A 14347-nucleotide genomic window follows, 5' to 3' on the forward strand; every position below is an offset into this window, starting at 1 on the left:
GCGGCCCTGGTCAGGTTCCGTGTCGAGTTCGTGCACGGCCCAACGGGCCAACCAGTCGGCTTCAACGGCTTGTCGGTCATCGGATGGGAACGGCCGACCCTTCGGGCCTTCTCCTGTTGTTTCGTTGTCCCATTCCAGGGCCGATGGCCCTGGCTGGGAGAACGGTTGGCCCTTTGGGCCGGCAGCCGCCCCTGACGCTTCGCCCGCGGCGGTGAGTCTGCGCCTTCAATTTGCTACTCCTCCGCGTCCCGACTCTCTTCCGCCCGGGCCTTCCCGAACTCCTCCGTGATCTGGATCGCCGCGGGGCCGGCCAGGATCACAAAGACGCAGGGGAACAGGCACAGGAGCGTCGGGAGCAGGATCTTCACGGCCGCCTTCTGGGCGGACTCTTCGGCGTCGCTCTCGCGGCGGTCGCGGAGCGTGTCCGAATGGACCCGCAGGGCGCTGACGAGCTTGGTCCCCAGCCGCCGCGATTGCTGGCAGACGAGGGCCAGCGACCGGATCGCGTCGAGGTTCGTCCGTTCGGCCAGCGTCAGCAGCGCCCGGTCGGCGGTCGAGCCGAGCTCGATCTCCTGCCGGACTCGGCCGAGTTCATAGGAGAGGAGCGGGTGGGCGGGTTCGAGCTCTTTCGAGACCCGCTGGATCGCGGCGTCGAAGATCATTCCCCCCTGCAGGCAGGTGACCGTGAGGTCGAGGAAGTCCGGGAGCGACCGCTTGAGCACGCGCTGCCGAGCCCGGGTCCGCCGGCGGAGCCAGAGTCGGGGGAGCAGGTACCCTCCGCAGGCCGCCATGACCGCGGCGAGAAGGGAGTCCGTCGAGGAGAATCCGCGAGATCCCGCGCCGATTCCGGCCGCAGTAGCCAGGACGACCGTCGCCACGATCTGCATCAGAAGAAAGACGACCGAGGCCGAGGGAGACTCGTAGCCGGCCCGGATCAGGTCCTGGTGAAAGCGGGTTCGCTGCTCCGCCTTGCGGGGGAGCAGGTAGCTCGTGATCTGGGCCAGGAACGCCCACCCGGCCGACTGCTCCCGGTGGAGCTGCTTCACGATCGTCCGGTCCATCGCCGGATTCCCGGTGACGCCGTCGATTCGGGCGTCGACACGGGAATCCGACGATGACACCAGCCGGCTCAGCGCCAGGACCATACCGGTCACGCTGAAGAAGACGAGAGCGAGCGAGAGTGAGAGGGAAAGGTCCATGGGGAGTTGGGGCAGGTTGTCCGTTATGAGTTGTCAGTGATCAGTTCAGAGAGGAGTCAGAGCGATGCTCCGCCCTCTGGCTGAAAACGGAGGACTGACAACTGAAAAACCCAGAACGTCTCAGTACTCAATCTGAATGGTTCGTCGGATCCACGCGGTGCCCAGGAGCTGCAGTCCGATGAGCGACAGCAGGACCCAGGGGCGATCGAGGAGGACCTGGATGTAGTCCCGCTGGGAGAGCCACAGCCAGATGAAGGCGGCGATCGGCAGGACCGTCAGGACGAGGGCCTGCATGCGGCCTTCACCCGTCAGGGCCTGAACGCGGTTCGACAGCTTGATCCGCTTCCGCGTCAGGTCGGAGATGCTGCTGAGGACCTCCACGGGGCTGCCGCCACACTGCCGCTGAACCAGCAGGGCGACGACCAGCAGGTGCAGCTCCGGCACCGGCACCCGGCGGGCCAGGTCCCGCAGCGTCGTGTCCTGGGGAAGGCCGAGGTTCTGCTGCTCGCAGCAGAGAGCAAACTCTTTGGAGATGGGTGCCGGGCATTCGGCCCCGACCATCTGCAGCGCGGCGGGGACCGACTGACCTGCCGCCACGGCGCGGCTCATGACGTCGAGGACTTCCGGGAGCTGCTCGGAGAACTTGTCGGTCCGCCGCTTCCGCTGAATCAGCACGACGATCCAGGGGATCGACAGCGCGACGACTCCCGTCGCCGCGGCCGCCAGGAAGCTCGACGAAGGAATGTACCCCGCGAGCGTCCCCAGGATCCCCGCGGCGGCGGAGAAGTCGGCCGTCTGTTCGATCGTGATCGGCAGCCCCGACTGCTCGACCGCCTGCTTCCAGCGGCCGATGAGTCCGTCGCTCCCCTCCTGCGAGGCGGCCCAGTCCCGGAACAGCGAGGACTTTCCGGCGGCGCCGGGGGTCTTGGACTGGATCGCGTCGCGGATCCGGTGCCGGATCCGCCGGTCATGCCCCAGGAACGCCTCGGCCACAAACCGGCCAAGGGCGATCACGGACATCATTCCACAGAGAATGATCGCGGTGGTGTTCATGCTTTCCCTCGCGGGGCAGGAGCGGGGCCGTCAGCGGAAGGCCGGGAGGAGACGGAGAGCGCCCGCCGCTCGAAGAGCGAGTCCTCGAGCGGATACCCCGCGGTCTCCAGCGCCGACAGACACCGCGGGCGGTTCCCGGTGGCCCAGAACTGCCCGTCGCTCCGGCGGTCGGCGGTCAGGCCGGTCTGCTCGTACAGGAACAGGTCCTGGACCTGAATGGTGTTCTCATCGAACCCGGTCACTTCCGAGATCGCCCGCACCTTCCGCTGCCCCCCGGGCAGCCGGACGCAGTGGATCACGATGTGGACCGCGGAGCCGATCAGCTCGCGGATGAACCAGGCGGGAAGGTCGTACCCCGCCATTCCGACGAGCATCTCCAGCCGCCGCACGGCGTGCCGGGTGCTGTTGGCGTGGATCGTCGTCAGGCTGCCGTCGTGCCCGGTCGTCATCGCCTGAAGCATGTCGAACGCCTCTTCGCCGCGGCACTCGCCGATGATGATCCGGTCGGGCCGCATCCGCAGGGCGTTGCGGACGAGATCGCGGGCCGAGACCGCCCCTTCCCCTTCGACGTTCGACGGACGGGTCTCCATCCGGGCGACGTGCGGCTGCTGGAGCTGGAGTTCGGCGGCGTCTTCGATCGTCGCGATCCGCTCGTCGGGCGAGATGAAGGCGGAGAGCATATTGAGCATCGTCGACTTCCCCGCCCCGGTTCCGCCGGCGACAACAACATTGAGCCGCGCCCGGACGCAGACGGCGAGGAACTCCATCATCTCCCGCGTGAGCGACTGATGAGAGAGAGCGTCCGCGGCCGAGAGCCGCTTCGATCCGAAACGGCGGATCGAGACCAGGGCTCCGTCGAGGGCCAGCGGCCGGATGATGGCGTTGACGCGGCTGCCGTCGGCGAGCCGGGCATCGACCATCGGGCTCGCTTCATCGAGCCGGCGGCCGACCCGGCTGGCGATCCGCTGGACGATCTCGACGAGATGCTGCTCGTCGTGGAACGTGACGTTGGAATGCTCCAGCCGCCCGCGGCGCTCGACGTAAACGGTGCTCGGCCCGTTGATGAGGATGTCGGAGATCGTCGGGTCGCGGAGGAGCGGCTCGATCGGGCCAAGGCCCAGTGCCTCGTCGATGATTTCGTTGATGAGCCGTTCCCGCTCGACTTCGCTCAGGAGGTCGGCCCGGAACCGGCACAGGTCTTCGATCCCCCGCCGCAGCTCGCGGCGGAGCTCGCAGTCCTCGAGCGCGGTGGCACAGGAGAGGTCCATGGCACTCACGAGGTGCTTGTGGATCTCCTGCTTGAGCCGCTGGAACCGGTTCTCCCGCGACTCCCGCTTTCCGGAGGCGTCCGAGGAGGAGGCGGTCGAGGAGTCGGATGAGAACATGAAGTGAGAGGGGTCCGTGGAGGGACGGGATGTCCCGGGTTGTGCGAGGAGTTTTCAGTGATCAGTCGTCAGTGATCGCTGACGACTGATCACTCATTCCCAGTACGGTCGCGGGCCGGCAGAAGGGACGAGGCCTTGTCACAGGTTCGATCGCGGCGGACATTCCGCCTTCCCGCCAGAATGACGCACGGCCGTCCGCGTCGTTCCCGTCATTCCCTGCTGCCGACCCGCTTCCGAGACGAGTGATCCTTGTTGTGGTCACGGCCGAAGCCGTGCCCTCTCGAACCGCCCGCGGTCCCGGCGGTTCGATTCCAGGTCGCGGCCGGCACCGCGCCCTGCCGGGAGAACTCCGTCCTCCCGTTGTTCCTGTCTGGCTCTCTTGATTGGCTCGAAGAAGCGGAGTGGGCAGGGGAACACGGCATCCCCACGAGCCGGACGCGCCGGCAGGGCAGACACACTGGCCATGCCGATTGGCACACGCGTCCTTCCCTCTGCCCACTCACCCTTCTCACGACTCGGGTGTCCGGTGTCAGAAGACCATCCCCGCGATCCGGGGAAAGAACTTCAGTCGCGACCACAGGTGCCGCGATTCGGCGACCGCCTCGGCCGGTTCGGCCTGGGGGTCGACCATGTTTCCAAAGACTCCCTGGGCGAGCTGCCGGATCTCCCGGGTCAGTTCCGCCTGCGGATTTTCGTCGACCACCGGTACCCCGCAGTTCACGGAGAGGTTGGCCGTCAGCGGCTCGTCCGGGAGCCAGACTTCCACGGGCCGGCCGAGGAGCGTCGCAACCTTGGCCCGCGGGAGCTCGCCCGCCTGGGAGCAGCGGTTCGCGACGAGGACCACGCGGTCGAGATCGATCTGGCGGCGGTCCCAGTCGTCGAGGAGTCGCCGCGTGTTGCACAGCGAGGCGAACTCGAGTCGGAACGGGACGAGGATCTTTTCGCAGGAGCGAAGCAGCGACGCCCGGCCGGCGAGCTGCGTCCCCAGGTCGATCACCGTCCAGGGGAAGAGCCGGCGGCAGAACTGCACGATCCGGTCGAGGGCGGACCCGGTGATGGCCAGGTAGTCTTCTTCGGTCGCGGGAGCGGCGATCATCCGGATGCCGGAGTCGTGGGGCGTGAGCGACTGGGTCAGCATTTCCTGATCGAGCATCTCCTCGTGGCGGACCAGTTCCGCCAGCGTGTGCCGCGGGGCGAGGTTGAGGAGGGCCGAGAGGTCGCCGAACTGCGAGGCGAGGTCGATCAGTCCGCAGGATTCGTGTCGGCGGGCGACGAGGATCGACAGGCTCGCCGCCAGGAGGCTCGCCCCGCTGCCGCCGGACGCCGCGGCGACGGCCAGGGCCGCTCCGGTTCCGCCGGCGGTCATCTGGCCCGCGAGGCGTTCGAGGGAGGCGGAGAGCTGTTTGTTCGTGTCGGCGTCTTCGTCGAGGAAGTCGTCCGCGCCGGCGTGGAGGAGGTCGAGAATCCGGCGGGCGTCGGTGGCGACGCCGACCGCCACCAGCCGGCCCGGACAAGAGGGACGCAGTTTCTGGACGATCCGGACCCCGCGGGCCTCGTCCGTCGGCAGGACGACGAGGAGCAGGTCCGGTTTGCGGGGGAGGGCCGCAATGGCGAGGTCCCCCCCTTCGAGCGGGACGACGTGCGTGATCGGGCAGTCGTGTCCGCGGGCTGCCAGCGCTTTCCGGAGCTTGCTGGCGGTGACGGGATTTTCAGTGGCAATCACGGAATTCATTTCCGTCGCCCCCAGGCAAAGTGAATACGGCCAGTTCCGGAGCGAGACGGCCCCCACCCGGTTGCCCACCCCCGGCAGGTGTGAGCGTCGTCACGATGAGAGGATCGTGACAACTCAACTTTAATCGCGCCGTTTCCGCATGCTGCCGGAATGCAACGGAATGCGACTTTCTCGCACCGGGCCGGCCCGGACCGGACCGGTCGGCGAGACGGCGTGTCTCGGCCCGTCGATCGATCGAGCGAGAGAGTTCCAGGGCCAGAGGGACCGACCGAGGAGCGTCCCGATCAGCTTATCGCGAGACATCGATCACGAAGTCGTCGGGCTGCGGGTAGGCCGTGGGATTCGGCCGTCCCCGTTCATCCAAACGGTTCGGTCCCCAGCTCCAGATCCGGACGCGGTCCCGGGACTCGACCTCGAACGTCAGAGGCCCGTCGGCGTAAGGATCGTGGAGAACCTCCGCCAGGAATTCGGGCGTGAGTTCCTGGAGTGTTCGCGGGAGCCGGCCGTGAGTCTGAGCGCAGGCTGCCGCGGCGAACCCGGCTCGCGACAGGTTGTGCCGCGTTCGAGCCCGGTCGTCGGTCTCCCGCAGAACGTCAGCGACCGGCCGGTACAGGTTGGCGACGTGATTCCCCAAGCGCTCGGCCGCCTCGCGGGGATCGCGCTCGATGCTCGCCGGAAGATCCCGGATCATCCTTCCCGAGCTGGCCACCGCCTCTTTCGTCTCGACTCGCATCCGCTGAAACTCCGCGGTCCGCTGCGCTGTGCTCTCAATCCTCATCGCGGCGGAGAACCGCGCGGTTCGGTCCCGGGCGACCTGGAGAACTCGGTCCCAGTCCAGGCGCTGCAGATCCTTCACCGGCCGGTCCTCATACGTGGAGTACAGAGGCGACGCCGCGTTCTCGATTCGGACCACTCCGTGACGGCGGAAACGATCGATCTCTTCGGGCAGGGTCCATTCTCGTTCATACTCGTCGCAGTCGATGAGCGACCGCGAAAAGGAGAACTGTTCGAGCTTGGTGCCGTAGTCCTCCGCCAGTTCGCCGACGCGCCCCGACTTCAACAGGGCCGCTTCGACTTGATGAACGGCCGTGGTCCGCCGAAGCGCCACGAGAAACTGGGTGGACGAGAAGGCTTCCCGGGCCAGGAGCCGGCTGAGCTGTCGCACCGCCAGCAGGTCTCGCAGTGCCGGTCGAACTTCGCCGCGAGACGCACGCAGAACGGCGCGACACTCCAGGGCCCGGCCGGCGTCCGATAAAGGCCCGAGAAGGTCGAGCCGCTTGTGGAACCGCCAGTCGCCTCCCTCGGGGACCAGATCAGAGTCCGGGACGATCGGCAGATAGAAGCGGGGCCACTCCACAATCTGGATGAGCTGATCGAGGACCGGTTCGTTGAGAGCGATGTAACGGGCCAGCTCCGGAAACTGCCCCTGGCGGCCGATGTTCTCGAGAGCGTTCCGCGTCTCGTCCCGGAGTGCCGCGACTCGCTTCTGCTGCGACTCCTCATCGGTTTCCAGTGCAGCCGCGTAGTCCTCGTCATTCAGGAATGCGGACCGCCGGGCGGGGAAGGTTTTGACCCCGAGCATCCGGAGTTCGTCCGGACCGAAGGCGGGGGAGACGCCAAGCAGGCGTGCCAGCGGAACGGCGGCGTTGTGCTGGGGAGCGAGCCCTTTCGTCAACGCGGCGTTGAGGTCTCGATATCGCTGCGGCAGCGTCGCCGGGATCTCCGGTTCAGAAAGGACGATTCCCTCCAGCAGGTCGGCGGGGCGGTTCTCCGCCCGGAGGAGGGCCGGGGCGGTTCCCAGCAGAAGCAGTCCGCCCAGGGCGATCAACAACGATGGCATCCGCCTCGGCCGCATGAGACACCGCATTCCTTTCATCAGGCTCGCCAGAATCGCAGTTTACGTCCGCAGCAGTTGAAACATGAAGACGCTGGCCGGCACGACTCGATAGCTCAAACCCAACGTGCGACGGCAGGCTGGGGTCAAGGGGTTTCGACCCCTTGCCGCCGGAGGCACTTCCATGAGGAACCGTGGTGAGCAACGGACGGCCCTTTGTGGGACCGGCGTTGAGAACTCCATCGCTCGCGCTGGACTCCCCGCGGATTGATGTGGGGGCATACGCCACGTTGTCCGGGTTTGGACACGCCCTCCTTCAGACATCTCTCGACGGCCAGGCCTCCGGCGGGCATGAGAGCCATAAAAACAACACAGGCCCCTCTGCCCTCCCCACCAGGGGTGCCCCCCTGGACCCCGGATCTGCCATTGGTTGCGCTCTTGGCGCCTCCCCGATAAACTGCCGCCCACTCCTCCTTGAACAGCGGACGACATGAGCGACCCGGTCAACACAATCCTCAACGCCGACTGCATCGCCGGGATGAACGCCCTCCAGCCCGGAAGCGTTGACCTCGTCTTCGCCGACCCCCCCTTCAACATCGGCTACGACTACGACGTCTACAACGACTCCCTCGACTGCGACAAGTACATCCACTGGTGCCGCGACTGGATGCAGGCGGTCCACCGGGCCCTCGCCGACAACGGCACCTTCTGGCTCGCCATCGGCGATGAGTACGCCGCCGAACTCAAGATCGAGGCCAAGAAGCTCGGCTTCCACTGCCGGAGCTGGGTCATCTGGTACTACACGTTCGGCGTCAACTGCGCCCGCAAGTTCACCCGCTCGCACGCACACCTCTTCCACTTCGTAAAAGACCCGGCCAACTTCGTCTTCCGATCCGACGAACTGGAGAACCGCGTCCCCTCCGCCCGACAGCTCGTCTACGCCGACGCCCGCGCCAACCCCCGCGGCCGACTCCCCGACGACACCTGGATCCTCCCTCCGGCCAACGCCGCGGAGGTCCGCACGGGGACCGAAGAGCTTCCGCCGCAGCCGGCTCCGGCCGACGCCAACGATGACACCCCGCAGACCTGGACCCTTCGCCCGCAGGACCTCGCCGAGCGGTTCCAACCCAACGAGAACACCTGGTACTTCCCACGGGTGGCGGGGACGTTCAAGGAACGCGCCGGCTTCCACGGCTGCCAGATGCCGGAGCAGCTTCTGGCCCGGATCATCCGGGTCTGCTCGGAACCGGATGCCCTGGTGATGGACCCCTTCTCGGGGAGCGCCACGACCGCGGCCGTCGCCAAGAAGCTCGGCCGCCGCTACCTCGCCTTCGACCTCTCGGAACAGTACGTCGACCTGGGCCTCCGACGACTGGCGGGGATCACCTCCGGCGACCGGATGGACGGCGCGGAAGAGCCGCTGATGAGCGCTCCCAAAACGTCGGAAGGAAAGCCGCGCCGAACCGCGGAGAAGAAGCGTCCCGGCCGCAAGAAGGCGTCGGTCCCTGCTGTCGAAGAGACATAGAGCCCACGGCTCACAACTCTCCGTTCCGCCGCAGGTTGTCGACGAGTTGCCTGCACATCTGCTGCCGTTCGTACGCCTCCGAGAGAGCCTCTGCGCCCGGCATGTCGTGCCACGCAAAGAAGGCGTCCATGAGCCGCTGGCCGATGCTGTCGGAGACGAGCCACTCCAGAACGTGCGGCGGGTGACCATGCCGGAACCCGTGTCTTGATCGGGGGCTCAGGAAGTCCTGCCCTTCGTCCTCGACAAGTCGAGCCAGATGAAAGGCGGGAGTCGGCCCTCGCGACAAGTCCGCCAGATCCGCTTCCCATTGGTGAAGGAGCGGAGTCAGGGTGCCGCGCACCGACGAGAGATCACGGAGCCATCTCGATATCGGCCACGCCCAGGAGCCTTCGTCTGGACGCAGAAGGAGCACGCTCCACAGGGCATTGAAATAAGAGTCCACGGCGGAGCGTTCATCCGCCAGCCACGATGTCCAGCTCGCGTAGTCGAGCTTTCCGAAGATGAAGAACGGATCGAGCTCGCCGAACGGATCCGACCGGGCAGGCGTTCCAATGATGTCGAGCATCCTGGGGAGGAAGTGCTTGAAATCACGAAGCGTTCCCCATGTGGTCATCGCCTTCATTTGATAGGTCTTGAAGGCCTCCGGAGGCAGCTGATCGAGAGGGGCCGCACCCAACGGGCGCTCATCGCAAACTCCCGGGAAGCGTGGATCGGCATCCATCGGACCGACGAGGCGGTACCGTCGGAACACGGCGTACAACTCCTCAATCGATCGAAGCAACTCGCGTTCGCGTGACGACAGTTCCTCGTGTGACATCGGCGGGCCCGTGCGTTCCGAGGTTCAGGGAGGACAAGGCCTTGGCATTTGTACTGGATTGCGGGATCTGGACATCGGTCGACTCCGTCCGGTTCGCTGATCCACTGCGAGTCTCGCAGGGCGTCGTCGACGCCCCAATTGGGGCACGGTCTGGTCAAGCCATGCCCTTCCGCAGAGCGTTTCGGGGAGGGGCCTGCGACGTCACGCTACGGAACGAAGGTCCAGACTGTCTCTCCGGTGAGCGCGTCGGCCAGTTCGATCCGATTGGACTGGCACCACGCGACGAACCGGCCGTCGGGTGAGAAGCGAATCGCATCCGGTTCGCTGAAGAGTCGGTCCGTGCTCCAGATCACGTCTCCGCTGGCGGCATCCCGCAGAGCCATCGTCTGGATGCGTCCGTTCCGGGCGGGGCGGCTGGTGATGACGCGATTGCCGTCGGGCGAGACGGCCAGCGTGCGGAGCATTTCGGAGCTGGGAGGGTCGATCAATTGGATTGTGCCCCCGTCCTGTAGAACCAGCGTCCAGAGTGCTCCGGCCGCACGGGTCTTCTTTCCCACCTGTTCGGAGATTGCGCCGGCGATATAGAGCCGCTGGTCGTCGTGCGTGAATCCGGTTGCGGCTCCGAACGGGCTTCCTTTCCGATCGCCAGTCGGAAGCGAGGCTGTCCCGATGCTCTCGAAGGTCTCCGGCTCGATCAGTTCGACCGTGTTGCCGGCGCAGAACGCCAGCTGCTGGCCATCGCGAGAGATCGAAAGGGCCTCGATGCTTCGGTCCCGTTCCAGAACACGAAGCCGCCGGCCGCCGGCTGTCCGCCAGGAGATGAGATGTCCTTTGGGGGGCTTCTGAAACTGAAACCTGGTGGACGCGCTCATCAGGAACTGGCCGTCCGGCGTGAACGCCAGCGCCCGCGGTTCGCCCATCTCCCGTGTCAGCTCCTGCCGAACGCGGACGGCGCCGAACCGCCAGAGCTGGATCCGTCCGGAGTCGAAGCCGACCGCGAGTACGTTCGGTTCCGTAGGTGAGAACGCGATCACGCGGCTGATCCGCTCGTCCGGCCCCACCTTGAACGGCCAGCGCCACTCCGGCTCGGCATCCGCGTCGGGCTTCGGGGATTCGCCCGCCGTCTCCAGTTCGGGAACACGGCGGCCGGTCCGCAGGTCGAAGATCCGGACCCGGTCGCCGCACGTCGCGAGGTGGCGGCCGTCCGCCGAGAAGCTCAGCCCCAGGCAGATCGGCTGTTCACGCGGCGGCTGCGCAGCGGCATACGCGGCGAAGACCAGCACGGCCCACACCACGCCCCACGATCGCCACCACGTCCGCCGACGGCCCATGACGCTCCTCAGCCAGGACAGCTCTCAACGCCGGAGAACATTGTTCCCGCGAACGGCTCCACCTGCGAGCGATCGGACCTCTGCCGCCAATTGGTGTGTGCTGCGAGAGTCGGTGGAAAACTCGCAGGGGGACGATCAAGGGAGCCGCGTTGCTTGCGGTGAAGACCCTGGGAGGGCGAGGCTCCGGCCGAGCCGCGGCGGTGGAGAAGGTTCCCGTTCGCCCCTTCGCCCGATGGGAGCAGTGGCGGTCCTCCGGGAGAGGGGCGGGAGGGCGAGATGATAGGTGGGGACGCGTTTGCGAACCTTCGCGGCTCAGCAGGAGCTTCGCCCTCCCGGAAGGGGCGTTGCCCTGTCGGTCCCTCCGATAGGCACACCGCCCAGTGAAACCGGCGGCCTTTATTTGGAGCGATCGAGGTCGCGCGCCCTCGCGGGGATCTCCAGCGACTTGAGATCGAACACCGCGTCATCGACCTTCTGATTGGGAGCGAAGGTGGTGTAGGTGACCGAGGTCCGGGTCTCGCCTTCGCCGCCGAAGCGCTCCGTGAGATGCAGCTCCTTCACGAACCAGACCGACTCCGCCTGGCCCCAGACAACCTGCTTCTCCACCAGCGGGGTCGTCGACGGATCGACCAAGGTCTGGTGCGACGTCACCCGATATCCGGTGCGGGGGTCGATCTCGAAAACGCCGTGACTCTTCTTTGAATTTTTGACACGGTATCGTCCTTCGAGCCGCCCATTCTTGCCATCGGCGAAGGCGATCGGATCGCCGTCGAGATTGGTGATCAGCCGGTCGACGTTCAGAACGTCCTGCCACAGGTGGGCGGGATGCCGGAAAGGGAATTCGGCGAAGGCGATCGCATCGTCCAGCGAGCCATAGTTTTCGATCTGGCAGCTGGTCGGGTGAATCCGCGGCGAGAACGTCACGACTGTGCCCGAGTCAGCGTCCCCCAGGATGACGCGGCGCTCCCCTTTGAGGTCGCCTTCCTGCCCCGCTTCGTCCTCCTTGCCCAGTATCACAACGCGAACCCGATGCCGGGTGAGGTGGAGATCGAGGCGGCAGCGGCCTTCCTTCCAGAACAGTTCGAATGTCCCCTCGGACTGGACGACCTCCTTCTCGTCTGCCCGCGCTTTGCGGCGAACGAGGAGAATTCCTTTGCCGTATGCAGACCGCATGTCGCGGGCATCCGCAATGGCCGCCTCGCGGGCCTTCTCGAGGATCTCCGCTTCGGAGGGCTCGGCGCCGCTCGCCGTCCACGGAAGGGACATCGCCACCAGAACCAGACCCGCCAGCCATTTCACGTGCATCGCAGACTCCCAAGGTCGGAAAGTGGTCGCCGCCGTCGCGTGTCGATACGAAAAGAGCCTTGGACGTTTCCGTCCAAGGCTCCCCTGGCCTCGAATTCCGATCCTCTCAGGCAACTCTTATTCCGCTTTGAAGCGGTAGATGCCGTGGCCGTCCGGTGCGACCCCCATGAAGTACATGTCCCCCTGCTCGTCTTCGCCAAAGGACATGATCGGCAGGCCGTTCGACGGGATGCTGTAGTTCCCCTTCACCGCCTTCTTCTCCTCGTCGTAGTCGAGGGCCCAGACTTTGCCGGTGACGTAGTCGGCGTAGACGTACTTGCCGGCGAGTTCCTTGATCCGGCTGCCGCGGTAGACGTTGCCGCCGGTGATCGACTTGCCGACCTGGTGGTCGTACTCCCAGATCGGATCGAGCAGCTTGGCGTCCGCCGGCGGGGTCTTGGCGCCGAAGGGGTGCAGGCCTTCGCGGAAGTTCCAGCCGTAGTTACCGCCCTTTTCGACGAGGTCGATCTCTTCCCACAGGTTCTGGCCGACGTCCGAGCACCAGAGCGTGCCGGTCTTGGAGTCGAAGGCGATCCGCCACGGATTGCGGAAGCCGTAGGCGTAGATCTCCGGAGCGGCGTCCTTGTTCCCGACGAACGGGTTGTCCTTCGGGATGGCGTACGCCTTGCCGGCGTCCTTGTGGTCGACATCGATGCGGAGGATCTTGCCGAGCTGCTTGCTGAGGTTCTGGCCGTTGCCGAACGGGTCGTTCCCCGCGCCGCCGTCGCCGAGGGCGATGTAGAGCATTCCGTCCGGACCGAAGGCGATCGTTCCTCCCTTGTGGTTCCAGAACGGCTGCGGGAAGCGGATCAGTTCCTCTTCCGAGGCAGGGTCCGCCTTGTTGGGGTCATCCTTGGAGACCTTGAACCGCGAGACGACGGTGGTGTGCTCGGCGTCCTTGGTGCTGTAGTAGATGAAGAACTCGCCGTTCGTCTTGAACTTGGGATGGAACGCCATCCCGAGGAGGCCCTCCTCGTTCATGTTGTCGGCGTACTGGACCTTCTTGCGGAGGTCGAGGAAGACGTGGCTGTCGGTCGCCGCCTGATCGTTCTTGAAGGCGAAGACCTGGCCCCACTGCTCGCCCGCGAAGAGGCGGTTGGTGCCGTCGCCGGAGTGCATGAGGAAGATGGTGCGGAACGGCCGGATCTGGCCGCTCTCGGTCTCCGGCTCCCAGCCCGCCCACTTGAGGTTGGGGAACGCCTTCTCGGAGACGAGCGGGAGCTTGCCGTCGACCGGGTCCTTGGCGATGCCGTTGTCCGGGAGTTCGCGGATCTTGATGTTGCGGTAGGCGACGACGTCGTTGTGGTCCTGGAGGCAGAGGTGCCCCTTGGTGTTCTTGCCGAACTTTTCCATCTTGGCGAACTTGCTCTTCGCCACGCGGTCGTCCCAGTCCTTGTTCCCCTTGGTGAACGTGACGTAGCGGACGCCGTTCATGTTGATTTCGCTGCCGGCCGGAGTGATGCGGATCTGCATCTGGTTCCATTCGCCGGCGGGGCGGGTGGCGTCGGGCTGGGTCTTTTCCATGAAGCCGGGCTTGGGCTCATAGAGCTGGTAGAGCCAGCCGGCCTTCTGGGGGTCGTGCCCTTTGACGTTGTCCTGGACCTGGATTTCGGGTCCGGAGTGCCATGGGGCTCCGCCGTCTTCGGAGACGTGGAACATGATGCCGCTGTTGCCGGCTTCGGTGATCTTGTATTCGATGGAGAGTTCGAAGCTGCCGTATTCGTCCTTGGTGACGATGTCTCCGGCCCCTTTGTCGGCGCGGACGAGGGTGCCGTCCTGGACCTTCCAGCCTTCGGAGATGTTGTCCTTCTTGTAGTTCCGCCAGCCGTCGGTGGTTTTGCCGTCGAAGAGGAGTTTCCAGCCGCCGCGCTTTTCGGATTCGGTGAGTTCGTTTTCGCCGGCGAAGAGGGGGAGGGTGGAGGTGCCGAAGAGGGTGGCGATGGCGGCAGCGGACCACCAGCGGGACACGGACATGAAGGAATCTCCGATCAGAGTGAGTTGGCGATCAGGGCTGGGCATCGTACGCGGGGGTTCCGTCGATCGAAAGCGACCGGGTCAAAGCCTGACCGGGGTCCAGGGGGTCACCCTTGGTGGGAGATGCAAGGGGCGCCTGTGAGGGAGGCGGAA

General features: G+C 65.9%; 9 protein-coding genes and 1 pseudogene. 1 reads left to right on the forward strand and 9 read right to left on the reverse strand.

The window, feature by feature from the left end; translation table 11 throughout:
• Positions 1 to 233: 233 nt before the first annotated feature.
• The 5 genes from VT03_RS19200 to VT03_RS19220 form a co-directional block, all read right to left on the reverse strand.
• Positions 234 to 1199 (reverse strand): type II secretion system F family protein, encoded by a 966-nt coding sequence (locus VT03_RS19200; protein ID WP_075094477.1) that lies wholly within the window; start codon positions 1197 to 1199, stop codon positions 234 to 236.
• Positions 1200 to 1319: 120 nt separating this feature from the next.
• A complete protein-coding gene (locus tag VT03_RS19205) occupies positions 1320 to 2252 on the reverse strand; it encodes a type II secretion system F family protein (RefSeq protein WP_075094478.1) in 933 nt (310 codons plus the stop codon).
• Positions 2249 to 3637: a CpaF family protein gene (locus tag VT03_RS19210; RefSeq protein WP_075094479.1), complete on the reverse strand. Its 1389-nt coding sequence runs from the start codon at positions 3635 to 3637 to the stop codon at positions 2249 to 2251. Before VT03_RS19210 ends, VT03_RS19205 begins: the two co-directional genes overlap by 4 nt.
• A 529-nt stretch (positions 3638 to 4166) precedes the next feature.
• On the reverse strand, positions 4167 to 5360 hold the full coding sequence (locus tag VT03_RS19215; protein ID WP_156514617.1) for a CpaE family protein: 1194 nt from the start codon (positions 5358 to 5360) through the stop codon (positions 4167 to 4169).
• 298 nt (positions 5361 to 5658) lie between these two features.
• Positions 5659 to 7209, reverse strand: a complete 1551-nt coding sequence (locus tag VT03_RS19220) for a hypothetical protein (protein WP_075094481.1) — start codon at positions 7207 to 7209, stop codon at positions 5659 to 5661.
• A gap of 532 nt (positions 7210 to 7741) precedes the next feature.
• Here VT03_RS19220 and VT03_RS19225 point away from each other — a divergent pair.
• Positions 7742 to 8677, forward strand: a pseudogene (locus VT03_RS19225) (DNA-methyltransferase); the annotation flags it as partial.
• Positions 8678 to 8738: 61 nt separating this feature from the next.
• Here VT03_RS19225 and VT03_RS19230 read toward each other — a convergent pair.
• From VT03_RS19230 to VT03_RS19245, 4 genes are all read right to left on the reverse strand, one after another.
• Complete coding sequence (locus VT03_RS19230) at positions 8739 to 9404, reverse strand: hypothetical protein (protein ID WP_156514618.1); 666 nt, start codon at positions 9402 to 9404, stop codon at positions 8739 to 8741.
• A 347-nt stretch (positions 9405 to 9751) separates the two neighbouring features.
• On the reverse strand, positions 9752 to 10876 hold the full coding sequence (locus tag VT03_RS19235; protein WP_156514619.1) for a WD40 repeat domain-containing protein: 1125 nt from the start codon (positions 10874 to 10876) through the stop codon (positions 9752 to 9754).
• 396 nt (positions 10877 to 11272) lie between these two features.
• On the reverse strand, positions 11273 to 12181 hold the full coding sequence (locus VT03_RS19240; protein ID WP_075094485.1) for a LolA family protein: 909 nt from the start codon (positions 12179 to 12181) through the stop codon (positions 11273 to 11275).
• 117 nt (positions 12182 to 12298) lie between these two features.
• Positions 12299 to 14194 carry a family 16 glycoside hydrolase gene (locus tag VT03_RS19245; protein ID WP_075094486.1) on the reverse strand — a complete coding sequence of 632 codons (1896 nt, stop codon included), beginning with the start codon at positions 14192 to 14194 and terminating at the stop codon, positions 12299 to 12301.
• Between the last annotated feature and the right edge of the window lie 153 nt (positions 14195 to 14347).

Origin of the sequence: Planctomyces sp. SH-PL14, assembly GCF_001610835.1 — a bacterium.
Classification (GTDB): domain Bacteria; phylum Planctomycetota; class Planctomycetia; order Planctomycetales; family Planctomycetaceae; genus Planctomyces_A.